Consider the following 24496-nt stretch of genomic DNA (forward strand, 5'->3'; position numbering starts at 1 on the left):
TCATCATTAAAATGAATAACATTCAGCATTCCGAGAGCAAAGATCGCGCCGGCATCAACCTTCGGAAGATCGATCTCAACCTCTTGGTGATGTTCGAAGCGCTGGTCGAAGAGCGGAGCGTGACCAGGGCAGCGGCCCGCCTCAACTTGACGTCTTCGGCAGTGAGCCACGCACTTCGCCGCCTCCGGGAGCAGTTCGCAGACCCGTTGATGCTGCGAACCGCGGAAGGCATGGTTCCAACGCCGGAAGCCGTTCGCCTCGCGAAGAGCTTTCGAAAGGCCTTCAGCGAAATCGAGAACGCGATCGGCGTCGCAGGAGACTTCGATCCCGGTACGGCACGAAGAACCTTCCTCCTGCGCGTGTCGGACTACGTCGGCGTCCTGCTGCTGCCGCGTCTGTGCACCGAGCTGCGCCACGTGGCGCCGGGCGTCAGTCTGTCGGTGCAATCGTTCGAGATGCGCCAGCCCACGGACCGTGTGGAATACGAAGGGGTCGAAATCAGGCTCTCGGTTTCGCGGGGGCAGTCCGTGCTTTCCGCCTCGCGACGAATACTCGATGACCGATGGATGGTGTTGATGAGGAAGGACCATCCTGCTGCGTCGGCTCCGCTGACCCTCGAGAGATACCTCGAACTGGGGCACCTGAAGGTTTCGGGCGTGGGCAGCAGCATCATCGACGAGTTGCTGGCGGAACGCGGACTGGCACGCCGGGTCATGATCCAGGTGCCCACCTGGCAAGGCATGGTGCCGGTGATCGAATCCACCGACCTGGTGGCCGCCATGCCGGCCCACTGGATGGGCAGCGTGCTTTCAGGCTCGGGCTGCGTCGCCTTTCCGTTCCCGCTGCCTGAACTGGCGCTGTCCATCGACGCCGTCTGGCATCCACGCAACGACCAGGACGCCGGCCATAAATGGTTCAGGGAGCTGATCCATCGGATCTTTCAGGATGCCCATCGCCAATCCCAGGTCCAGGACTGACGACGGATCGATGAGCGGGGCAAAAGCCCTTCCCCGGCCTTTGCATTCCTCGCGACTCAGGCCGCGGCAGCCTCCGCGCTTTCCGCACCCGCATCCGCGAAATCGATCAGCACCTTCATCGCCTTCTGCCGATCGCTCGCCAGCTCGAAGGCCTGGCGCGCCTGCAGCATCGGGAAGGTGTGCGTCACCACCGGCGACAGGTCGACGCGCCCTTCGTTGATGAGCCGCACCGCGAGCGCAAACTCCGCATGGAAGCGGAACGAGCCGCAGATGCTGAGTTCCTTGGCCACCACCATGTTCTGCGGAATGCTCACATCGCCGCCCAGCCCCAGCTGCACGACCACGCCGCGCGGGCGCATCACCTCGAGCCCGTCGCGCAGTGCGCGCTCGTTGCCCGAGCATTCGAGCATCACGTCGAAGGTGCCCTTGTCGGCCGAATGGCGCGACACCCAGGCCTTTTCCTTCGCGACGTTGATGACGTTGTCGGCACCCATGGCCCGCGCGATGGCCAACGGCTCGTCGACCACGTCGGTGGCAGTGATCTCGGCCGCGCCGTGCGCGCGCGCCGCCGCGATGGCCAGCACGCCGATGGGCCCGCAGCCCGACACCAGCACGCGCTTGCCCAGCAGCGGGCCGGCACGCGACACGCCGTGCAGCCCGACCGAGAACGGCTCGGCCAGCGCAGCCAGGCGCAGCGGCACGTGCTCGGCCACCTTCACGCACTGCGTGGCCTCGCACAGCAGCATGTTGCGGAACGCGCCCTGCACGTGCGGCGTGCGCATTGCGCTGCCGTAGAAGCGCATGTCGAGGCACTGGTTGGGCAGGCCCTCGAGGCAGAACTTGCAGGCGCCGCACGGGCGGCTCGGGTTGACGGCCACCTTGTCGCCGATGCGCACGCTCTCCACGCCGGGCGCCACCGCCACCACGGTGCCGGCCACTTCATGGCCCAGCACCATCGGCTCCTTGATGCGCACGGTGCCGAAGCCGCCGTTGTGAAAGTAGTGCAGGTCGGAGCCGCAGATGCCGCCCATGCCGACCTTCACCAGCACCTGGCCCGGGCCGATCTCGCCGGCGTCCTGTTCGTCCAGGCGCAGGTCGTCGGGGGCGTGGATCACGAGGCACATACAACGCAAACGCATGATGTTTCTTCCTTCAGGCAACGGGAGTGACCAGGGGCTGGCCCGCGAAGTGGGCCTCGAGGTTGCGGCGCACGAGTTCGCCCATGGCGCGGCGCGTCTGTTCGGTGCCGCTGCCATGGTGCGGGTGCAGCACCACGTTGTCGAGCGCGGCAAAGCGCGGGTCGATGCGCGGTTCGTTGAGGAACACGTCGAGCGCGGCGCCGGCAATGGCGCGCGCCTCCAGCGCCTGCAGCAGCGCGCCTTCGTCGACGGTGGTGCCGCGCGACACGTTCACCAGCCAGCCCTTGGGGCCCAGCGCCTGCAGCACCTCGGCATTGACGATGCCGCGCGTGGCTTCGCCGCCCGGCAGGATGACGATGAGCACGTCGCACCAGTCGGCCATGGCGGGCAAGCTGGCGAAGTGACGATGCTGACTGTCCTGCTTCGGCGTGCGGCTGAAGTAGCCCAGCTCCACGTCGAAACCCGAGAGCCGGCGCGCGATGGTGCTGCCGATGCGGCCAAAGCCCGCGATGCCGATGCGCTGGCCGAAAACGCGCCTGGTCAGCGGCATGCCGCCGTTGGCCCATGCGCCGCTGCGCACGAACCGGTCGCCCGCCGGAATGCGGCGCTGCAGCGCGAGCGTGAGCCCCACGGCGAGGTCGGCCACGTCGCCGTTGAGCACGTCGGGCGTGTTGCTCACGCGGATGCCGCGTGCACGGCAGGCGGCGAGGTCGATGCCGTCGGTGCCCACGCCGTAGCAGGCGATCAGCTCCAGCTTCGGCAGCGCGGCGATCAGCTCGGCATTCGCGCCCAGTTCGCCACGCGTGGCGACCGCGCGGATGTGCGGCGCGTGCTCGGCGATGAAAGCCTGCCGGTCGGGCGCTTCCCACAGGCGGTGCAGCGTGTAAGCGGCCTGCATCGGCGCCATGTCCCATTCCGGGTAGGCGCCGGGCATCAGCACGTGCGGGGATGTAGCGGTAGCGTTCAAACGGGTCTCTCCTGCGGGTGTCGATTCAATTAGATACCGGTAACTTTAATCGCCCGCAAGAGATAACGCCAGCGCAGGTTTTACCCATTGACGACTCCAAAAGATACCGGTAACTTCTCCGGCTGTCATGGACCAGGAGCCTCCCTTGAAACTGTTCGACCTTTCCGGGCGCACCGCCCTCATCACCGGCTCCAGCAAGGGCATCGGCTTCGCGCTGGCCGCGGCGCTGGGCAACGCCGGGGCGCGCGTGGTGCTCAATGCACGCGACGCAGCGGCGCTCACCGCCGCCCGCGACGCCCTGCGCGCCAAGGGCATTGCGGCAGAGGCCATGGCCTTCGACGTGACCGACGCCGCCGCGGTGGAGGCGGGCGTGGCCGCCATCGAGGCCGACATCGGCGCCATCGACATCCTCGTCAACAACGCCGGCATGCAGCACCGCGGCGCGTTCGCCGAATTCCCGGTCGATGCCTGGCACAAGATAGTCACCACCAACATCGACAGCGTGTTCCTGGTCGGCCGCTTCGTGGCCCAGCGCATGATCGAGCGCAAGCGCGGCAAGATCATCAACGTGTGCTCGGTGCAGAGCGAGCTGGGCCGCCCGGGCATTGCGCCCTACGCCGCCACCAAGGGCGCAGTGAAGATGCTCACCAAGGGCATGGCGATCGACCTCGGCAAGCACGGCATCCAGGTCAACGGCCTCGGGCCGGGCTACTTCAAGACCGAACTCACGCAGGCGCTGGTGGCCGACGAGGCCTTCACGGCGTGGCTCTCGGGCCGCACGCCCGCCGGCCGCTGGGGCGACGTGGAAGAGCTGGGCGGCGCGGCCATCTTCCTGGCTTCGGAGGCGTCGAGCTTCGTCAACGGCCACATCCTGTATGTGGATGGCGGCATCACCGCGAGCCTGTAGCACCGTGCACTGCATGATGAAAGCCTCCGCATGACGACCGCACCTGCCCCCAGCCAGCGCGTCGCCGTGATCGGCGTGGGCATCATGGGCACGGCCATCGCGCGCCGGCTGCTCGAATGCGGGCACCGGGTGAACGTGTTCGATCTCGATACGGCCAAGGTCGCGGCGCTGCAGGCGCATGGCGCGCAGGCCGCCGGCACCGCGCAGGCGGCAGCAGCGGCCAGCGACTTCGTGATCACCAGCCTCAACTCGGCGGCGGTGGTGGAGCGCGCGATCTTCGGCGAGGCCGGCATCGCCACTGCGCCGGTCGATGCGAAGCGGCTGCTGATCGACATGTCGTCCATCGACCCGCCGTCCACGCGCCGGCTCGCGCAGTCGCTGCGCGAGCGCACGGGCATGGGCTTCGTCGACGCACCGCTCTCCGGCGGCGCGCCCAAGGCGCTGCTCGGGCAGCTCACGGTGATGGCCGGCGGCAGCGCCGAAGACGTGCAGCGCGCATGCGCCGTGATGGACAGCCTGTGCGCCAACTACACCCGCATGGGCGACAGCGGCGCGGGCCAGACCACCAAGCTCGTCAACCAGCTGCTCTGCGCCATCGGCTTCCAGGCCGTGGCCGAGGCGGTGCGGCTGGCCGAGGCCGGCGGCGTCGATGCCTCGAAGCTGCCCGCCGCGCTGGCCGGCGGCCGCGCCGACAGCCAGATTCTGCGCGAGTTCGGCCCCAAGATGGCCGCGCGCGACTACACGCCTACCGGGCGCATCGACAACATGCTGAAGGACCTCGAGGCGGTGCAGGCCTTCTCGCAGGGCCAGCGCCTGCCGATGCCGCTGGCGGGCGCCGTCTCGGAACTGCACCGCAGCTTCGTTGCGGCCGGGCTCGGTGCCGAAGACACGGCGGCCATGATGCGGCAGTTCGACGGCTACGCCCGCGGCTGAAACGGCCGCACCCACGGATTTCAACCAGGAAAGAAGAAAACCCATGTTCATCCGCTGCGCGTTTTTCAGGGGCCGGGTCAAGGCCGGCATGGAAGAAGCATTCGACCGCCACGTGCACGAAAAGCTCGTGCCGCTGTGGACCCGCTTCCCCGGCGCGCTCGAGGTGCGCGTGCTGCGCCAGCTCGAAAGCGACGTGAGCGATCCCGAACTGGCAATGGTGCTGTCGATCCGCTATGCGAGCCGCGAGGACATCGCCATCGCGCTCGATTCGCCCGTGCGCTACGAGAGCCGCGAGGTCTCGAAGAAGCTCTTCGAGATGTTCGACGGCACGGTCTTCCACACCGTGTTCAGCGCCGAGGAGTTCGCGCTCGCGGCCGCCTGAGCGGCGTCTTCTTCCTCGCCGTCTTGTTTGGCTTCTTCGGCTGCGCCTTGCCGTCGAGGTCCGCCAACTCCCACACGCCGCCGGCCGCCGACACCAGCGCATGCGCGCTGTTGATCAGCCCGATGTGCGAGAACGCCTGCGGAAAATTGCCGAGCTGCCGCTGTGCGACGGGGTCGTACTCCTCGGCGAACAGGCCCAGGTCGTTGCCCAGCGCCAGCAGGCGCTTGAACAGCGCCCGCGCCTTGCGCATCCTGCCCATGGCCACGTACACGTTCGACAACCAGAAGCTGCACGCGAGGAAAGCGCCCTCCCCGCCTTCGAGGCCGTCCACGCCCTTCTCGGTGCGGTAGCGGTACACCAGCCCGTTGAAGATCAGCTCCTTCTCGATGCGCGCGATGGTGCCCTGCACGCGCTCGTCGTGAATGGGCAGGAAGCCGATCAGCGGCATCCACAGCAGCGCCGCGTCCACCGTGTCAGCGCCGTAGAACTGCACGAAAGAATTGCGCCCGGCGTCGTAGCCGCGTGCGCAGACTTCGGCGTGGATCTCGTCGCGCACCTCGCGCCAGCGCTCGACAGGGCCTTCGAGCCCGTATTCCGTCGCGCTCGCGATCATCCGGTCGAAGGCCAGCCAGCACATGATCTTGGAGTGCACGAAGTGGCGCGGCTCGCCGCGCACTTCCCAGAGGCCGCAGTCGGGCTCCTTCCACAGCGCCGTCAGCTGCTTCGCGACGGCGCGCTCCAGCGGCCACACCTTGTCCATGTCCGCCAGCCCGGCCTTGCGCGCCGCATGGAAGGCCGCGATGACCGAGCCGTACACGTCGAGCTGCCGCTGTCCGTGCGCGCCATTGCCGATGCGCACCGGCCGGCTGTTCTCGTAGCCCGGCAGCCAGCCGAGCTCGAGCTCGGTGAGCGAGCGTTCGCCGTGCAGGCCGTACATCACCTGCAGCTCCTCGGGCGAGCCACCCACCGCCCGCATCAGCCACCAGCGCCATGCGCTGGCCTCCTCGACGTAGCCCGAGCCAATCAGCGCGTAGAGCGTGAGCGCCGCGTCGCGCAGCCAGCAGAAGCGGTAGTCCCAGTTGCGCTCGCCGCCGGGCCGCTCGGGCAGCGAAGTGCTCGGCGCGGCGACGATGCCGCCGGTGGGCTCGTAGGTGAGCGCCTTGAGCGTGAGCAGCGAGCGCATCACAGGCTCGTGGAATTCGCCGCCGTAGCCGCAGCGCCCGGTCCATGCGCTCCACTCGATCACGGTGCGCGCCAGCAGCGCGCTGGCGTCGCGCGTCACCGGCGGCTTCAGGTGCGACGGAAACCAGTCGAGGCTGAACGCGATCGACTGCCCCGCCGAGACGGAGAAGTCGGCAAAGCTCGCGAAGTTCTCGTTGGTCAGCGGCACGCCGGAGCTGATGCGCACCGAGTCGGGCCCGGCGGTGGCGAACACCGCGCCGTCACGCCGCTCCATCCACGGGCACCACTCGCCGTAGTTGAAGCGGATGCGGAACTCGGTGTGCATGGCGACGATGCCGCGCACGCCCCGCACGATGCGCACCACCTCGTGCGTGCCGTCGATGGCGGGGCGGGGCATGAAGTCGGTGACGATGGCCACGCCCTTGGCCGTGCGGATCGTGGTCTCGAGCACCACGGTGCCGGGCAGGTAGCGCCGGGTGATGCGCGCATTGCGGTCCTTGGCACGCATCGTCCAGTGCCCGTTGCGCTCGTCGCCGAGCAGGCTGGCGAACATGGCCGCGGAATCGAAGCGCGGCAGGCACAGCCATTCGATGTCGCCGCCGCGGTGCACCAGCGCCGCGCTGTGGGTCGAGCCGATGAGCGCGTAGTCGCCGATGAGGCGGTCGGCATGGAGCCGTCCGGAGGGGTGCTTGGAGGTCTTTGGCAAGAGCCCGAGTCTTTTCGCGCGCGCGGGCGGGGTGCGCCAGCGGCAGGCGCGGATTGCTGACGGACAACGCCTTTCCGCGGGCGTGTCAGGCCTGAGGATCACGCCCCCCAGGGCGGGTCATCCATTCGTCCACGAAAAACCGTGCACGGAACCTGACCCGTTCGAGCGCGGCTTCGCGCGAAGGCTGCTGCGCCAGCACGAACACGCAGCGCTGCACCCGCCCCTGGCGGAGTTCGGCCTTGCCGGCGCAGGTGCCTTCCGGGGCCTTCTTGAGGTCCACTTGGCAAGTCCAGCCTTCGGGGAGATCGAAGTCGGAGAATTTGTGGGCCATGGCAGATCGAAGAATAGTTCTCCGGGAGCCGCGGCTCAATGTTCCAGCCAGCGGTGCCAAGGGCCTTTTCCTGAAAATGTGACGATCGCCGGCCTCGAGGAACCACCCCCAATGGGTGGGTGCCTGAGCGACCTCTACCAACGCCAGCAGACCGTCGACACCAGTATGGGCGGGCCACCTTAAGCCCAGCTGAAGAACCCGCCGGACGAGTTGAAAAATCAAGCAAGAATTGCGAATGCAACTGCAGATCGACTCGCGCCAGGTCCACCTGTGGCACCTGTACGTTCCCGAACAGGACGACCCCGCCCACGAAGAAGGCATGGCCCTGCTGACGCCCGAGGAGCGCGAAAAGCACGGGCGCTTCCACTTCGCCCGCGACAGGCGCCGGTACCTCATGACGCGGTGGCTGATCCGCTCGCTGCTCTCCCGCTACGCACCCATCGCGCCGCGCGACTGGCGGTTCGAAACCAACGCCTATGGGCGCCCGCGGATCGCCAATGCGCTGCCGCAGGCGCAGCGTCTTCGCTTCAACATTTCGCACAGCGCCTCGCTCATCGTGGTGGCGCTGACGGTCGAGCGCGAAGTGGGCGTGGACGTCGAGCACACGGCCAGGGCCGCCCCGCTGGAGGTTGCGCAGCAGTTCTTTTCCGCCCACGAGGCGCAGGCGCTGCAGCAGCTTCCGGCCGAGCTTCAGCCCTCCCGGTTCTGGGATCTCTGGACGCTCAAGGAAAGCTACATCAAGGCGCGCGGCATGGGGTTGTCGCTTCCGCTGGACCGGTTCTCCTTCGGTTTCGAAGGCGCGCATGAGGTGGCAATCGGCTTCGAGGACGACCTCGACGATTCAGCTGCGCGCTGGCAGTTCTGGCAGCTCCAGCCGGACAACGCGCATGCCGTCGCCCTCTGCCTGGAGCGCATGCAACCGGAGGAAGGCGTGCAACTCGTGTGCTGGAAGGCATCGCCGCTGCTTGCCTCGGTCGAAGAGTTCCAGAGCGCGGTGACGCGCCGGTCGCCGGTCGGTTGACTCCCCGGGGCGGAACGGTCTTCCAAATTTCGCACGAGGCCGATCGCGGGCCTTGTCAAGCGGCATGACTGCCATGGAACATCGTTTCCATAAATATCTCGCAAGTAGAACGATGCACTAAAAAGAGCTATCGGTTCCTTTTCTCCTGCGAGAAACAGATATTCATTACCACCAAAATCTACGATTGACAAAGGAAGTTTCCATGGTAAACATTCAATTCTTTAGTAACTTGTTATTACTATTAATAAATAATCTGCGTTTGAAAATTTAAATCAATTCGACAAACTGCCTCCTAAAAGCGACAAGGCAGATTGCAATCGCCCACCCTCCAATTAACATTTGTTTGCAATAACTAACAAATAGTGCGCAGGGACAAGGTCCTAGGACCGATCACTGTTTTTTTAATTGGATGGATGGGGTCATGAATAGAACTTATCGCTCACTCTGGAATGAATCCCTTGGCGCCTGGGTCGCCGCGTCGGAAAACACACGGGCCTGTGGCAAGCGCAGCGGGAGTTCCGTGGCGGCCGCCGGCGCGACCGGCGCGCTGACATCGCCCGCATCGGGACACTTGAGGGCCGGGATCGTGAGCGCGCTGCTGGCGCTAGGCGGGATCGGGTGGTCTTCGCTGGCGCTGGCACAGTCGGTGACTTGCACTCCAGCGCCTTACAACGCGTACAACAGCACCGCCTCATGCATGGGCTTTGGCGCCGCGGCATCGGGGATCGGAGCCACCGCGCTGGGTGCTAGCGCGCAAGCCCAATTGCTCGGCGGGCTCGCAGTGGGATATGCCTCCCTGAGCTCCGGACAGAATTCCATTTCCCTGGGCTTTCAGGCTTATTCCTCGGCCATCAACTCCATCTATCTGGGCGCTCGTACCGGACCCACGACAGGTGCACTCGCCGGCGGCGCCATCGGAATTGGCACGGACGTGACCGCCAGCGGCGGCAATGCCGTTGCAATGGGCACGCTTGCGGTTGCCAGCGGGGCCAACGCCGTCTCCTTGGGCGCAGGCTCAAGTGCGGCCGGATTGCGCAGCGTCGCCCTGGGGTACCAGGTGAACGCGGCCGCATTGGATACCGTCGCCCAAGGTACTTCCGCCACCGCGACAGCCCAGAATGCCGTTGCCATCGGCTTCCAGTCGATCGCGACCCAGCTGAATTCGCTCTACCTCGGCTCGCGCACGGTTGCGGGCACGGGGGCCACAGGGGTCGGTGCCGTTGCCATCGGCACCGACGTGACGGCATCCCAGACCAACACTACCGCCCTCGGCTTCCAGAGCAGAGCAACCGCGGCGAATTCGGCAGCTCTCGGCCCGAACGCCGCGGCTTCGGGCGCCGCAGCAGTGGCGCTTGGCTCCGGCACAGTCGCGAGCAACACCAACGCAGTCGCGCTTGGCGCCGCCGCGCAAGCTACTGCTGCCGGCGCCAGCGCCCTGGGCACCTTCGCCAATGCCGCTGGCACGAACTCCACCGCGGTCGGCGTCAGCTCGACGGCCACCGGTGCGCGTGCGTTCGCCGGCGGCTGGGGAGTTCAGGCGGGAGGCACCGATTCCGCGGCCATCGGCACACGGGCCAACGCGGCAGGCATCAGTTCAGCAGCGCTCGGCAACCTCGCCAATGCCTCGGCCGACTTCTCGCTGGCCATGGGCAATCAGGCTGTTTCGGGTGGCGTGGGTTCGGTCGCGGCAGGGTCGGGGGCCAATGCCGCGGCCGACGGCACCGTGGCAATGGGCAACAACGCCACGGCGACTGTCGCACGCGCAACCGCGTTGGGGTTCGGCACACTGGCGTCCGACCAGAACGCCACCGCACTGGGCGCGCTCGCCAGTGCAACTGCAGCGCAGGCGATCGCGATCGGCAGCAGCGCCAAGGCCTCGGCGCTCAATGCGATCGCCATGGGCAACGGCGCGATCGCCAATTCCGGCGATGCAGTCTCGATCGGCACCGGCTCGACGGCCACCGGCGGCAGAGCAGTGGCCATCGGCGCCGGCAACGTTGCCAACGGCAATGGCGCCGTGGCGATCGGCGACCCGAACACCGCCACCGGCAACGGCGCGATTGCGAATGGCCTGGACAACACAGCCACGGGCGACGGCTCCGTGGCCATGGGCAACACCAACATGGTCGGCGGCGGCGGCCAGGCGGTCGGCACTGCCGGCACGGCGGCGCGCGGCGCGGTGGGCATCGGCTTCCAGAACATCGTGGTCGGCCAGGGCAGCGTCGCGCTCGGCAGCACCAGCAAGGCGCTGGCGGCGGGCGCCGTCGCCCTCGGCGATACGGCCATTGCCAACAATGCAAGGGACGTGGCGCTGGGCTCGGGCTCCGTGACGGCCGCTGCGGTGGGCACGGCCAGCGCGGTGATCGGCGGTACCACCTACAACTTCGCCGGCACTACGCCAACCAGCACGATCAGCGTGGGCAGCGGGGGCAACGAGCGGACCATCACCAACGTGGCGGCGGGGCGGATCTCGTCGAGTTCGACCGATGCCATCAACGGCTCGCAGCTCTACGCCACCAACCAGGCGGTGCAGGCCATCGCGGCCAGCACGCCCACCCACTACTACAGCGTGAACGACGGCGGCACGCAGCAGGCGAACTACACGAACAACGGCGCGACCGGAGCGAATTCGTTGGCAGCGGGCGTCGCCGCGTCGGCTTCGGGCGATCAGTCCGTGGCGCAGGGCTTTCAGTCGAGCGCATCGGCCGGCGACGCCATTGCGATCGGCACCGGCACCAAGGCGTCGGCGGTCAGCAGCACCGCGATTGGCGTCAACGCCGTGGCATCGGGCGTCAGCGGCTCCACGGCGGTGGGCGCCTTCTCCACCGCCAGCGCCACCAACAGCCTGGCGGTCGGCGAATTTGCCAGCGCATCCGGCGTGAACGCCTCGGCCGTCGGCCCCGGCGCGAACGCCGCGGCAGCGCGTGCCACGGCGCTCGGCAATGCCTCGTCCGTCGCGGCTGCGGGCGGCGTCGCCGTGGGCGACACGGCCAGCGCCAAGGCGGCGGACAGCGTGGCGCTGGGCTCGAATTCGGTCGCCAACAATGCAGGCGACGTGGCACTGGGCTCCGGCTCGACCACGACTGCGGCCGTCGGCACGGCCAGCGCCGTGATCAACGGCAAGACGTACAACTTCCAGGGCACCACGCCAGCTTCGACGGTGAGCGTGGGCGCGGTGGGCGCCGAGCGCACGATCACCAACGTTGCGGCCGGCCGGATCTCCGGCACCAGCACCGACGCGATCAACGGCAGCCAGCTGTTCGCCACCAACGCCGCGATCGATGACGTGGCCGCCACGGCCAACAAGGGTTGGAACGTGACCACAGGCCAGACGGGCACCGGCACAGTCACGGGCACCAGCGTGCAGAACATCGCCCCGGGCGGTACCGCCACCTACACGGCGGGCAACAACATCGCCATCACGCAGAACGGTGCGGAGGTGCAGATCGCCACCAGCGCCACGCCCAACTTCACCAGCGTGACCACCGGCGGCACGGTGCTGAACAACAACGGCCTCACGATCACGGGCGGGCCGAGCGTGACCAATACCGGCATCAATGCCGGCAACACTTTCATCACCAACGTGGCCCCCGGCGTGGCGCCCACCGATGCGGTGAACGTGACCCAGCTGACCAGCACGGTGGCGGCCAACAAGACCAAGTACTACAGCGTGAACTCCACCGGCGGCGGCAACGAGGACAACCTCGGCGCCACGGGCACCGATGCCATTGCATCGGGCAAGAACGCGACGGCGGCGGGGAACTCGGCAGTGGCCATCGGCCTGGGCGCGACGGCTGCGAACGCCAACAGCGTGGCACTGGGCTCCGGCTCCGCGACGGCCGCTGCGGTCGGCACGGCCAGCACCGTGATCAACGGCAAGACCTACAACTTCCAGGGCACCACGCCGGCTTCGACGGTGAGCGTGGGCACGGTGGGCGCCGAGCGCACCATCACCAACGTCGCGGCCGGCCGAATCTCCGGCACCAGCACCGACGCGATCAACGGCAGCCAGCTGTTCGCCACCAACGCCGCGATCGACGACGTGGCCACCACGGCCAACAAGGGCTGGAACGTGACCACAGGCCAGACGGGCACCGGCACGGTCACCGGCACCAGCGTGCAGAACATCGCCCCGGGCGGCACCGCCACCTACACGGCGGGCAACAACATCGCCATCACGCAGAACGGTGCAGAGGTGCAGATCGCCACCAGCGCCACACCCAGCTTCACCAGCGTGACCACCGGCGGCACCGTGCTGAACAACAACGGCCTCACGATCACGGGCGGGCCGAGCGTGACGAACACCGGCATCAATGCCGGCAACACGGTGATCACCAACGTGGCGCCCGGCGTGGCACCCACCGATGCGGTGAACGTGACCCAGCTGACCAGCACGGTGGCAGCCAGCAAGACCAAGTACTACAGCGTGAACGACAACGGGGTGGCCGGTGCCAACGTGAACAACGACGGCGCACTGGGCATCAACTCCATCGCCGCGGGCGTGGGCGCGAGCACCACCAAGGCAGCCACCGGCAGCGTGGCCATGGGCAATAGCGCCGCGGCCAGCGTCGTCAACGGGGTGGCACTGGGCACCGGCGCGTCGGCGGGCACCAACGCGGGCGACGTGGCACTGGGCTCGGGCTCGGTCACGGCGGCCGTGGTCAACACACCTAGCGCGACCGTCAACGGCACGGTCCACACCTTCCAGGGCACCGCCGCGACGAGCACTGTGAGCGTGGGCGCAGTGGGCGCCGAGCGCACGATCACCAACGTCGCGGCCGGCCGGATCTCCGGTACCAGCACCGACGCGATCAACGGCAGCCAGCTGTTCGCCACCAACGCCGAGCTGGCCAACATCGGCTCCACGGCCAGCAAGGGCTGGAACATGACCACGGCCCGGACGGGCACGGGCACGGCGACGGGCACCAGCGTGCAGAACATCGCACCGGGCGGCACCGCCACCTACACGGCGGGAGACAACGTCGCCATCACGCAGAACGGCTCGGAGGTGCAGATCGCCACCAGCGCAACGCCCAACTTCACCAGCGTGACCACCGGCGGCACGGTGCTGAACAACAACGGCCTCACGATCACGGGCGGACCGAGCGTGACCAATACCGGCATCAATGCCGGCAACACGGTCATCACCAACGTGGCGCCCGGCGTGGCGCCCACCGATGCGGTGAACGTGACCCAGCTGACCACGCAGGTGAATGCGTCCAAGATCCACTACTACAGCGTGAACGACAACGGCACGCAGCAGGGGAACTATGCGAACGACGGCGCCACGGGCATCAATGCCCTGGCTGCCGGCGTGAACGCCCTGGCCGCGGGTGCAAGCGGTATTGCCATGGGCAACGGCGCGCGCGCCAGCGCCGCGGACACCATCGCCATCGGCAGCACTGCGACGGCCGATTCGGCGGAGGCGGTGGCCATCGGCAAGAACGCGAAGGCCACGGGCGGCAAGGCCATCTCGATCGGCTCGGGCAACACGGCCTACGGCGACGGGGCGGTTGCCATCGGCGATCCGAGCTATGCCAGCGGTACCGGGGCCTTCACCGGCGGTGCCAACAACATCGCCAACAGCGACGGCACGGCCTCGGCCACCGCGGCCAACCAGGCCAACGGTGCAGTCGCCATCGGCAATGGCAACAAGGCGATCGGCCAGGGCTCGGTGGCACTGGGCAACGGCTCCACGGCCGGCAAGGCCGGCAGCGTGGCCATCGGCGATGCAGCGACGGCGACTGCCAGTGCGGGCGATGTGGCGCTGGGCTCCGGCTCGATCACCACGGCGGCCGTCGGCACGGCCAGTGCGACCATCAACGGCAAGACCTACAACTTCCAGGGCACCACGCCGACTTCGACGGTGAGCGTGGGTGCGGTGGGCGCAGAGCGCACGATCACCAACGTGGCCGCCGGCCGGATCTCCAACACCAGCACCGATGCGATCAACGGCTCGCAGCTGTTCGCCACCAACCAGTCGATCGAAGACCTCAGCACGACGGTCACGACCAACAAGACCAAGTACTACAGCGTCAACTCCACCGGCGGCACCAACGAAGACAACCTCGGCGCCACCGGCACCAACGCCATCGCGTCGGGCAAGAACGCGGCGGCGGGTGGCGCTTCGGCGGTGGCCATCGGCCTGGGGGCCACGGCCGCGGACGCCAACAGCGTGGCGCTGGGCGCGGGTTCGGCCACGGCCGCTGCCGTGGGGACTGCAAGCACGACGATCAACGGCACGACCTACAACTTCCAGGGCACCACCCCGGTGGGCACGGTCAGCGTGGGCACGGTCGGTGCCGAACGCACCATCACCAACGTGGCGGCCGGTCGGATCTCCGGCACCAGCACCGATGCCATCAACGGCTCGCAGCTGTTCGCCACCAACCAGTCGATCGAGAACCTCAGCACCACGGTCACGGCCAACAAGATCAGGTACTACAGCGTCAACTCCACCGGCGGCGGCAACGAAGACAACCTCGGTGCGACGGGTGCCGATGCCATCGCGTCGGGCAAGGATGCGAGCGCAACGGTTGCCGGTGCAGTGGCCATCGGTTCGGGTGCCGTCTCCGACCGGGCGGTCGCGCCTTCCACCGGCAGCATTCCGGCCGGCAGTTCGCTGATTTCCTACAACACCACCGACCGCACCCTGCTGGGCGCACTGTCGGTCGGCAGTGCAACCACCTACCGCCAGATCACCAACGTGGCCGACGGCACGCAAGCGCAGGACGCGGTCACGGTGCGGCAGCTGTCGGGCGCGCTGACGTCCTTCGCGGTGACGCCGACGCTGTACTTCCACGCCAACTCCGCCGCGGCGGACTCGCTGGCCATCGGCGCGGAGTCGGTGGCCGTGGGCCCGCAGACGGTGGTCAACGGCAACAACGGCGTGGGCATCGGCAACGGCGCGGTGGTGCAGCAAAGCGCGCCGGGCGGCATTGCGATCGGCCAGGGCGCGACCTCGCACATGGCCGACTCCATCGCGCTGGGCACGCAGTCGTCGGCCGCCGCCGTGCAAGGCGTGGCGCTGGGCGCGGGCACCAGCGTGACGCAGGCCGGCGGTGTGGCGCTGGGCGCGGGCTCGGTGGCCTCCACCGCCGCGGGCGTGGCCGGCTACATCCCGCCCACCGCCACTGCCGCGCAGCGCATTGCCATCGGCGCGACCACCAGCACGCTGGCGGCGGTATCGGTGGGCAATGCAGCCAGCGGCCAGTTCCGGCAGATCAGCGGCGTGGCCGCGGGCACGGCCGACAGCGATGCGGTCAACGTCTCGCAGCTGCGGGGTGTACAGGGCACGGTCGCTGCGATCGACCAGTCGGCGGTCAAGTACGACAGCAACGCGGACGGCACGATCAACCACAACAGCGTGACGATGGGCGGCAGCAACGCCACCGGCCCGGTCACGGTGCACAACGTGGCGCCGGGCGTGGCGGGCACCGACGCCGTCAACGTGAACCAGTTGAACGCGGTCAGCGGCGGCCTGAACAACCGCATCGATGCGACCAACAGCCGCATCGACAACGTCGAGAAGAACGCCTATGCCGGGGTTGCCGCGGCCATGGCCCTGCAAATGCCTGCGAGCTACGTTCCGGGCAAGACGGTCATGCGCATCGGCGCGGGCTCCTTCAAGGGCCAGGGCGCGGTGGGCATCAGTTTCCGGCGCACCTCCGAGAACAACGCCTGGAGCATCACCGGCGGCGTGGCCACCAGCCGTGCCGGGGTGGGCGCCACCGTTGGCGCGGAATGGGTCTTCAACTGATCGCCATACGGATGAACTGGACGAACTCCATCATGAACAAGCCTCTTCAAGCCAAGACTTTCTTCACGGTCCGTACCGCACCGCTCGCCGCACTCTGCCTCGCGGCACTCGTGGCCGGCGGCTGCGCCAGCCCGAGCTACACCATCACGCCGGAGATGCAGGCCAGGGCCGCTTCGGAGAACCCGGCACCGCCGAAGGACGAGGACTTCCCCGCGCTGGACTCGGCCAAATGGCAGCAAGGCGCCTTTCCGAGCCCCGAGGCCCTGCGCGCCATGCGCACCGGCATGGGCAAGGACCAGGTGCGCGAGCTGCTGGGCTTTCCGCACTTTCGCGAAGGCCTGGGCGGCGTGCGCGAGTGGAACTACATCTTCCACTTCCGCACCGGCGCCGGCCCGGAATACATCACCTGCCAGTACATGGTCCGCTTCAATGCAGACGTGCTGACCGACGGCATGTACTGGAAGGGACCGGGCTGCGCGGACCTGCTCAAGCCGATGTCCGCGGCGAAGCCGGCCGCTACCGTCCAGCAGGTGGTTCTGCCTGCAAAGACGACGCTCGGCGCCGACGGCCTGTTCCGCTTCGACGGCCGCTCGCTGGCCGACCTGCTTCCCGAGGGACGGCGCAAGCTGGACGCACTGGCACGCGACCTCAGGAACAGCGCCAGGCCGGTGGACTCGATCAGGGTGACCGGGCATACCGACCGGCTCGGCAGCAACAGCTACAACCAGGCGCTCTCGCTGGCGCGCGCCAACACCGTGCGCGACTACCTGGTGCAGGCCGGCGTGCCGGCGCAGGCCGTGCAGGTGCAGGGCAAGGGCGAATCGGAGCCGAAGGTGCATTGCGCGCAGACGAGGCGCTCGGACCTGATCGACTGCCTCGCCCCGAACCGCCGCGTGGAGATCGAGGTGTCTGCGCAGCGGTGAACTCCGTGGCGGGCCATGCCGAACGCACGGCCCGCCGGCAGTTTCGACCGTAAGATGGCGCCGCGCCGCCGCAGAGCGGTGTCTGGAGACACGATGCCCCATTTCACCCTCCGTGCCTTCGCTCACGCCGCCCTCGCCGCGGCCGGGCTCTCGCTGACGGCTTGCGGCACCGTGCCGCCGACCGCCGAGCAGTTGGCAACTTCCTGTGCGTCACTGGCACGCCATGTCATCGAACCGGGCGCCATCGGCTTGCCCAGCGGCAGGGCCTCGGTCACCTCCGCCGTGCTGGCGCCCGCCACGGCAGGAGCGGACAACGCCGGTGCATTTGTGCCGGCCCTTCCCCGGTTCTGCAAGGTCACGGGCACGATCGCATCGCGTGACCCTGCCGCGCAAGTCATCAACTTCCAGCTGAACCTTCCGACCGAATGGAACGGAAAGGCCCTGCAATACGGCGGCGGTGGCTTCAACGGCGTGTTGATCACCGGCCTCGCGCCCTTGCGCGACGCCGCGCCGGGCGACCCGCTGCCCATCGCGCGGGGCTATGCGACCTTTGGCCAGGACTCGGGCCACCAGGCGAGCGCCTTCCCTCCCGGCGAGCCAGGCGCCTTTGCGCTGAACGACGAGATGCTCGAGAACTTCGCGTTCGCTTCGTACAAGAAGGTGAAGGACGCGGCCGTGGACCTCATGCGCGCCTACTACGCACGACCGCCGCAGCGCACGTACTACTTCGGCGGCTCGGAGGGCGGGCGCGAAGGAATGATGATGGCGCAGCGGTTCCCGGCCGACTACGACGGCATCGTCAGCGTGGTGCCCGTCATCAACTGGACCGGCCTGTTCCATGCATTCGTGCGCAACCAGGTGCCGCAGCACGACGACTGGCTCCAGGCCGGCAAGGTCCCGCTGATCGCGAAAGCCACCTCCGATGCCTGCGACGCGCTCGACGGGCTGGCCGACGGCGTCGTCAACAACTACATGGCTTGCCAGGCCCGCGTCGACCTGCAGGCGCTGCGCTGCCCCGGCGGCGGCGATGCAGGCTTGCAATGCCTGTCGGACGCGCAGCTGCGGCTGGTCCGCGGCATCCACTCGCCGTATGTTTTTCCCTTTCCCATCGCCAACGGGCTCACCACCTACCCGCAGTGGTTGTACGGCCATGAGGACAGCCTCGACGGTCCCTCCGCCCTGAACATGGTGCGCTGGGTCTCCGGCACGGCGGCGCCCATTGCTCCTCCGGATGCGGCGCGCCATTCGACGCAGTGGATCTACGGCAGCAACTGGATCCGCTACGCCGTCGCCCGCGACAAGGACTACGACGTGCGCCGCTATCGTCCCCAGGAGTTCCAGGCGCAGGTCCAGAAGACCTCCGCGATGATCGACGCCACCGACCCGGACCTTTCGGCATTCTTCGCTCGCGGCGGCAAGCTGATCGTGCGCGAGAACGCCGCCGACCGCGCACAGAGCCCCCTCATGGGAATCCAGTACCACGGTGCGCTCGTGGCGCGCATGGGAGCACCGGCCGTGGAAAGATCCGTGCGGCTGTATGTTTCACCGGGCTCGACACACAGCGGCAATTCCCGGGCGGTCGGAGGCGGCGCGCCGGTGCCGACGATGGTGGACCTCCTGGATCCGCTGGACCGATGGGTGAGCACGGGCGCTGCGCCCGCAGACGCGCTGGTGCAAACGGTCAACGCGCCGCTGCCGCCGTTTGCCGTTCAGGCGTCTCGACCGATGTGCCGCTACCCCGCGTACCCGCACTACGCAGGTGGCGACCGCATGCAGGCGTCGAGCTACCAGTGCCGCGCGGCGACGCCTTGAGCAGGCTCCATCAAAGGAACCCGATGGAGAGCCACGGCACCGCGGCGACCAGCACCGTGCCGACCAGCAGCGCAAGCATGTAGCCGACGATGGGCCGGATGCCCTTGTCCGGATGCACCCGCCCGATCGCGCACGCCGCGTAGTAGCCCACGCCCAGCGGCGGCGCGAACAGCCCCAGTCCCATCGACAGCACGACGACCATGGCGTAGTGCACCTCGTGGATGCCGAGCTGGCGGGCGATCGGGAACAGCAGCGGGCCGAACAGCACGATGGCCGGGATGCCCTCGAGCACCGAGCCGAGCACCACGAAGGTGACCAGCGAAACGGCCAGGAACATCGGCGCGCCACCCGGCAGCCCGGTCATGGCCTGCGCCAGCGAGCTGGAGAAGCCCGACTGCGTCAGTCCCCAGGCCATTCCCGTCGCGGTGCCGATGATCAGCAGGATCGCGCCCGACAGCGATGCCGTCGCCACCAGCATCGGCCCGACGCGCTTCCAGTCGAACTGGCGGTACACCAGCAGGCCCGACAGCACGGCATAGACGATGCCGATGGTCGAGACCTCGGTGGCCGTGGCCACGCCTTCGACGACAGCCGCGCGGATGATGAAGGGCAATGCCAGCGCCGGCACTGCAATCGCCGCCAGCTTGGCCACTTGCCGCCGCGAGGGGCGCTCCACATGGCTGAGATCCTCGCCCCGCGCCCTCAGCCAGACAACGACGCACAGCGTGAGCCCCAGCACCACGGCCGGCAGGAGCCCGCCGGTGAACAGCGCCGCAATCGAGACGCCCGTGACCGATCCGATGGTGATCAGCACCAGGCTCGGCGGCACGGTCTCGGTCTGCGCGCCGGTGGCCGAGAGCAGCGCCACCAGGTCGCCCTCGCTGGCGCCGCGCTTCTTCATTTCCGGAAAGAGCGCCGGCGCCACCGCGGCCATGTCGGCGGCCTTCGACCCCGAGATGCCGGAGACGAGGTACATCGCCCCGACCAGCACGAACTGCAGGCCGCCGCGCACGTGGCCCAGCAGGCCCGCGAGGAAGGCGATCATGGCCTTGGCCATGCCGGTCATTTCGATGAGCAGCCCCAGGAACACGAACAGGGGCACGGCCAGCAGGATCAGGTGCGACATGCCCTCGTCCATGCGGCCGATGATCACCGGCAGCGCGGTGTCCGTTCCCAGCGCCAGGTAGCCGATGGTCCCCAGGCCGAACGCAAAGGCAATGGGAATGCCGCTGAACACGCTTGCCCCGACCACGCCCACGAAGAAGATCAGCAGGTTGTAGCGCCCCAGGTCTTCGAAGACGCCGCGGCCCAGCGCGAAGGCGCCGATCACGATGGCCACGGCGGCGAAGGCCTTGGTGCCCGTGCGCCAGTCGGCCTCCTTGAACAGCCGCAGCACCGAGAACAGCATCATCAGGGCGATGCCGCAAGGCAGCGCCGCAGCGCGCCATGCATTCGAGATCTCGAGAGCCGGCGTGGTGATGAAGCGCTCCTCCGAGGCGTATTCCCACGCCGGCCAGGCCACCATCGCGAGGAAGGCCAGCGACGCGCACACGCTGATGGCCTCGAGCAACTGCTGGCGCGCTGGCGCCTGGCGCGAGACCAGCGCCGTCATGCGCATGTGCTCGCCGCGCCGCAGGGCGACCACGGCACCGAGCATCGCCAGCCAGATGAAGAGCATCGAGGCGAGTTCGTCGGACCAGACCAGCGGCCTGTGGAACGCGAAGCGCGCCACGACGCCGGCCAGCAGCACGGCGATGTCCGCCAGCACGAGCGCACCGGCGGACGCTTCGACGATGAACCCGAGAACGCGGTCGATGCGCGCCGCCGGCGAAGCGGGGCTCACCGCCGGCGACGCCTGCACGCCGTGGCCGGTGGGGCTCATCGCGCTCATGCCAGCTTGCCGACGGAGCGTTCCAGGAGGGCCCATGCCTCGTCGCCGTACTTGCCCTTCCATTCGCCATAGAAGCCGGCCTTGCGAAGCTGGTCGCGGAAGGCGGCGGCATCCGGCTGGTTGAAGGCCAGGCCCTTGCCGGCCAGTTCCGTCTGCAGCCCGGCGTTGAGCTGCGCCACGTCGTCGCGCTCCTTCAGGCCGGCCGCGTCGATGTGCTTGGCAACGATGGCGCGCAGGTCGGCCGGCAGCTTCTCCCAGGCGCGGCGGTTGGCCAGGAACCAGAAGCCGTCCCACATGTGGTTGGACAGCGAGCAGTACTTCTGCACCTCGAAGAGCTTGGCCGTCGAGATGATGGCCAGCGGGTTCTCCTGCCCGTCGACGATCTTCGTCTGCAGCGCGGAATAGACCTCGGCGAAGTTGATCGACGCCGGCGCCGCATCGAGGGCCTTGAACATCGAGGTCCACAGCGGCGACACCGGCACGCGGATCTTGAAGCCCTTCAGGTCGGCGGGCGTCGCGATGGGCCTGGACGACGAGGTGATCTGGCGAAAGCCGTTGTCCCAGATCTTTTCCATCGGCACGATGCCGGCCTTGGCGATCTGCGCGCGGATGTAGGCGCCCAGTTCGCCATCCATCGCCTTCCACACGCTCGGGTAGTCCTTGAACGCAAAGCCGACGCCGCTGATCGATGCCGCCGGCACCAGCGTCGAGAGGATCAAGCCCGAGAGGGTGAAGAACTCGACGCCACCCGAACGCAGCTGGCTCAGCACATCCGTGTCGGAGCCGAGCTGGTTGTTCGGGAAGATCTGGATGTTGACGCGGCCGTTGGTCTCGGTGCGGATCGCATCGGCCATCTCCTTGGCGCGCAGGTTCATCGGATGCGTCACCGGCAGGTTGTTCGCGTACTTGTAGGTGAACTCGGCCTTGGTTTGCGCGAAGGCGCTGCCCGCGGGGGCGGCGACAACGGCGGCCGCGGCGGCGCTGCGAAGAATGGTGCGACGGGAAATGCTCATGGTTTGTCTCCTTGGTGGTTCGTAATTGTGATCGGTGGCTCAGCCGTGCATGGCCGGCTGCGATTCTCCGTGCTCGACGAGGCGCGTTCGAATGTCGTTCTTGGTGAGCTTGCCGAAGCGCGTGTGGCCCCAGCCGATGATGTACGGCAGTTTCGTTATGCCTTGGCCCCTGGCAGTTCCGCCCCGGCTTCGGCCTTGCGGCGGCGAAGGGTTGGCAGGCCGACGCCCGCCGCGTCGAAGCCGCCGTCGACGGCCACGACCTGGCCGTTGATGAAGCTCGCTTCGGGGCTGCACAGGAAGCCGATGACATTCGCCATCTCCTCGGTGGTGCCGTAGCGGTTCAGCGGAATCGCGTCGTAGTAGTCGGAGCGGATCGCCACGCTGTGCACGAGCTTGGCCATTTCGGTTTCTACCGGGCCGGGGGCGATGACGTTCACGCGCACGCCGGCATCGCCGAGTTCGACCGCATGCTGCTTCGTCATGTGGATGAGCGCGGCCTTGCTGGTGCCATAGGCCACGCGCAGCGTGCTGGCCCGCAGCCCGGAGATCGAGGCGACGTTGACGATGGCACCGCCGCCGTTGCCGGCCATCACCGCGCCGAACGCCTGGGTACAGAGGAAGGCGCCATCGAGGTTGGTGGCCATCACCGTGCGCCATTCCTTGAAGGAGGTTTCCAGCACCGGCTTGAAGATGGCCACACCGGCGTTGTTGACCAGCGCGTCCACGCGGCCGAACTTTGCAACGACGGCCGCCACGGCGCGGTCGACCTGCGCCGGATCGGACACGTCGCAATGGATGCCGAGCAGATCGCCGGGGCGGGCGATCTCCGAGATCGTGCTGTCAAGCGTTGCGCTGTCGCAGTCGAGCAAGGCGACCTTGCAGCCGTGGCGAAGAAACCATTCGCCGACGGCGCGGCCGATGCCGCGGGCGCCTCCGGTGACGACGGCGATGCGGGCTGGTGATGTGGTGCTCATGATGTGGTGCGTTGGGTTGAAGGGAAAAAAGGAACTCGGGATCCGGAAGCCGGCAGCCATTCCTCGAGCCTGACCTCGAAGGTCACGTGCGGGCCGGGCAGAAGCTTAGTGCTTCGGGGCCGCCGCGACGCACGCGCCGTGCTGGCCGCCGGCCGACACCATGCGCAAGCGTGCTTCATGGGTTCGCTGCCGCTCGGCTTCATCAGCCTGCCGGCCTATTCATTCTTGCCGCCGATGCTGCGCGCCTTCACGAGGACTACCAGCATGAAGGGCGAGAAGACCATCGTCGAGACCGTCGCCATCTGGCGCAAGTCCGACGATTCGCCGCAGGTGAAGGCGCTGCTGTCGTGCTTGCCGAAGATCCGGCAGCGGGGCGGCTGAGTGAATGCCTCGATCTACGACGCATCGAAGGTGGGCCTTGCCGAAAGGCGTCAGCTGCAGGCCTCAAAATCGCATGCAGCGGCTTGTCCGTCCGCGAAGCCAGCCGCCCCCTCCTCTTTCAGCGATACATGTTCACTCTGACCCGCCTGACGATCCACCGCGCCAGGAAAGAACGCCTGCCCCAGGTCGCCGGAAGCCTGACATTCACGACCTTGCTGTCCATCGTGCCCTTGCTGGCGACGAGTTTCGCGCTGTTCACGCGATTCCCGATCTTCAAGCGATTCAAAGACGCGATTCATGAGTTCCTGCTGAGCAGGCTGCTGCCGCCAGACATCGCGCGCACGGTCCTCAAGTATCTGGACCAGTTCGCCGCTAATGCCAGCAGCCTGACCTGGGTCGGCTCGCTCTTCCTGCTGGGAACCGCCGTCGCGATGTTGCTGACCGTGGAGAACGCGTTGAACCAGATGTGGGAAGTGAGGAGGAATCGGCCCTTCTTCAGAAGGGTCGGCCTGTACCTGCTGATGTTGGCCGTCGGGCCACCCGTGATGGGTCTGAGTCTGTGGGCAACGTCGTACGTGCTGGGCGTTTCCCTGGGTCTGATCGGCGCCTTGCCACCATCGCTCGCCTTCGTGCTCGACCTCGGGCCGCTCGTGCTCGGCGTGACCGCGCTGACGAGCATGTTCTATTTCGTTCCGAACACGAAGGTGCGGCTACGCGACGCCATCGCGGGCGGCTTGATCGCCAGCGCGGCTTTCGAGCTGGGCAAACGGGGCTTCGCCACCTACCTCGTCAAGGTGCCGACCTACAAGGCGCTGTACGGGGCGTTCGCGGCATTTCCGATCTTCTTGCTGTGGGTGTACTTCTCGTGGCTGATCACGCTGGTCGCGGCCATGATCACGGCCAACCTGGCTCTTGCGCGACGGCGACAGCCGGGGAAGGCAGCTCGGACCGGGCAGCGAAGTCAACGGGAAGTCATGCAGCGGCCCTAGTCTCCGCCCCGAGCGCCCTTTGGGCGTTCTTTGCCAACAGCGAAGAATGCGGATGGAAACAACGGTTCAGAAAATAAAAAAGCGCCCCGAAAGGCGCTTGTTTATTGACTTCTTGGAGGAGAGGGAGGGATTCGAACCCTCGGTACTATCGCTAGTACGCCTGATTTCGAGTCAGGTACATTCGACCACTCTGCCACCTCTCCGGTGCT

17 protein-coding genes, 1 tRNA gene and 1 pseudogene are annotated in these 24496 nt (G+C 67.6%); 11 read left to right on the plus strand and 8 right to left on the minus strand.

Translation table 11 applies throughout. The features are described from left to right. Positions 1 to 11 precede the first annotated feature (11 nt). Positions 12 to 977: a LysR family transcriptional regulator gene (locus tag ACEOAB_RS21405; protein ID WP_413748270.1), complete on the plus strand. Its 966-nt coding sequence runs from the start codon at positions 12 to 14 to the stop codon at positions 975 to 977. A 56-nt stretch (positions 978 to 1033) separates the two neighbouring features. Here the strand turns inward: ACEOAB_RS21405 and ACEOAB_RS21410 are convergent, their stop codons facing one another. Next, positions 1034 to 2116 (minus strand): L-idonate 5-dehydrogenase, encoded by a 1083-nt coding sequence (locus ACEOAB_RS21410; protein WP_413748271.1) that lies wholly within the window; start codon positions 2114 to 2116, stop codon positions 1034 to 1036. Positions 2117 to 2129: 13 nt separating this feature from the next. Further along, a complete protein-coding gene (locus tag ACEOAB_RS21415; protein WP_056593732.1) occupies positions 2130 to 3083 on the minus strand; it encodes a 2-hydroxyacid dehydrogenase in 954 nt (317 codons plus the stop codon). A gap of 127 nt (positions 3084 to 3210) precedes the next feature. On the opposite strand from ACEOAB_RS21415, the gene ACEOAB_RS21420 reads away from it, so the two are divergent. The 3 genes from ACEOAB_RS21420 to ACEOAB_RS21430 are packed head-to-tail and all read left to right on the plus strand — an operon-like array spanning position 3211 to position 5305. Then, entirely contained in the window at positions 3211 to 3990 is a 780-nt protein-coding gene (locus ACEOAB_RS21420; protein WP_200955432.1) for an SDR family oxidoreductase, read from the plus strand. 30 nt (positions 3991 to 4020) lie between these two features. Next, positions 4021 to 4923, plus strand: a complete 903-nt coding sequence (locus ACEOAB_RS21425; protein ID WP_056593735.1) for an NAD(P)-dependent oxidoreductase — start codon at positions 4021 to 4023, stop codon at positions 4921 to 4923. A gap of 43 nt (positions 4924 to 4966) precedes the next feature. Then, positions 4967 to 5305, plus strand: coding sequence for an EthD domain-containing protein (locus ACEOAB_RS21430; RefSeq protein WP_056512319.1), 339 nt, complete (start codon positions 4967 to 4969; stop codon positions 5303 to 5305). Here the strand turns inward: ACEOAB_RS21430 and ACEOAB_RS21435 are convergent. Both ACEOAB_RS21435 and ACEOAB_RS21440 read right to left on the minus strand, forming a co-directional pair. Next, the gene (locus ACEOAB_RS21435; protein WP_082572069.1) at positions 5271 to 7193 is read right to left on the minus strand and encodes a glycoside hydrolase family 15 protein; all 1923 of its coding nucleotides are present in this window, start codon (positions 7191 to 7193) and stop codon (positions 5271 to 5273) included. The genes ACEOAB_RS21430 and ACEOAB_RS21435 overlap by 35 nt on opposite strands. A gap of 85 nt (positions 7194 to 7278) precedes the next feature. Beyond that, positions 7279 to 7524 carry a hypothetical protein gene (locus tag ACEOAB_RS21440; RefSeq protein ID WP_056593739.1) on the minus strand — a complete coding sequence of 82 codons (246 nt, stop codon included), beginning with the start codon at positions 7522 to 7524 and terminating at the stop codon, positions 7279 to 7281. Positions 7525 to 7759: 235 nt separating this feature from the next. Between ACEOAB_RS21440 and ACEOAB_RS21445 the strand changes: the two genes are divergently transcribed. From ACEOAB_RS21445 to ACEOAB_RS21465, 5 genes and pseudogenes are all read left to right on the plus strand, one after another. Next, a complete protein-coding gene (locus tag ACEOAB_RS21445; RefSeq protein ID WP_056593743.1) occupies positions 7760 to 8545 on the plus strand; it encodes a 4'-phosphopantetheinyl transferase family protein in 786 nt (261 codons plus the stop codon). Positions 8546 to 8966: 421 nt separating this feature from the next. Further along, positions 8967 to 9089: pseudogene (locus ACEOAB_RS21450) on the plus strand (ESPR domain-containing protein); the annotation flags it as partial. A gap of 387 nt (positions 9090 to 9476) precedes the next feature. Further along, entirely contained in the window at positions 9477 to 16304 is a 6828-nt protein-coding gene (locus ACEOAB_RS21455; RefSeq protein ID WP_414930048.1) for an adhesin, read from the plus strand. A gap of 32 nt (positions 16305 to 16336) precedes the next feature. Continuing rightward, positions 16337 to 17227: an OmpA family protein gene (locus ACEOAB_RS21460; protein WP_235507969.1), complete on the plus strand. Its 891-nt coding sequence runs from the start codon at positions 16337 to 16339 to the stop codon at positions 17225 to 17227. A 93-nt stretch (positions 17228 to 17320) separates the two neighbouring features. After that, on the plus strand, positions 17321 to 19039 hold the full coding sequence (locus ACEOAB_RS21465; RefSeq protein WP_082572081.1) for a tannase/feruloyl esterase family alpha/beta hydrolase: 1719 nt from the start codon (positions 17321 to 17323) through the stop codon (positions 19037 to 19039). 10 nt (positions 19040 to 19049) lie between these two features. Here the strand turns inward: ACEOAB_RS21465 and ACEOAB_RS21470 are convergent, their stop codons facing one another. The 3 genes from ACEOAB_RS21470 to ACEOAB_RS21480 form a co-directional block, all read right to left on the minus strand. Continuing rightward, on the minus strand, positions 19050 to 20921 hold the full coding sequence (locus tag ACEOAB_RS21470) for a TRAP transporter large permease (protein WP_413749734.1): 1872 nt from the start codon (positions 20919 to 20921) through the stop codon (positions 19050 to 19052). A 5-nt stretch (positions 20922 to 20926) separates the two neighbouring features. Continuing rightward, on the minus strand, positions 20927 to 21943 hold the full coding sequence (locus tag ACEOAB_RS21475; protein ID WP_056593755.1) for a TRAP transporter substrate-binding protein: 1017 nt from the start codon (positions 21941 to 21943) through the stop codon (positions 20927 to 20929). Between the two features lie 155 nt (positions 21944 to 22098). Continuing rightward, positions 22099 to 22917, minus strand: a complete 819-nt coding sequence (locus ACEOAB_RS21480; protein WP_413749732.1) for an SDR family NAD(P)-dependent oxidoreductase — start codon at positions 22915 to 22917, stop codon at positions 22099 to 22101. A gap of 177 nt (positions 22918 to 23094) precedes the next feature. On the opposite strand from ACEOAB_RS21480, the gene ACEOAB_RS21485 reads away from it, so the two are divergent. Beyond that, a complete protein-coding gene (locus ACEOAB_RS21485) occupies positions 23095 to 23298 on the plus strand; it encodes a hypothetical protein (RefSeq protein ID WP_413749731.1) in 204 nt (67 codons plus the stop codon). Positions 23299 to 23426: 128 nt separating this feature from the next. Beyond that, positions 23427 to 24287, plus strand: coding sequence for a YihY family inner membrane protein (locus ACEOAB_RS21490; protein WP_413749730.1), 861 nt, complete (start codon positions 23427 to 23429; stop codon positions 24285 to 24287). A gap of 113 nt (positions 24288 to 24400) precedes the next feature. Here the strand turns inward: ACEOAB_RS21490 and ACEOAB_RS21495 are convergent. Continuing rightward, positions 24401 to 24490: transfer RNA gene (locus ACEOAB_RS21495), tRNA-Ser, on the minus strand. Positions 24491 to 24496: the final 6 nt, after the last annotated feature.

It is taken from the genome of Variovorax sp. Varisp53, from assembly GCF_059491555.1.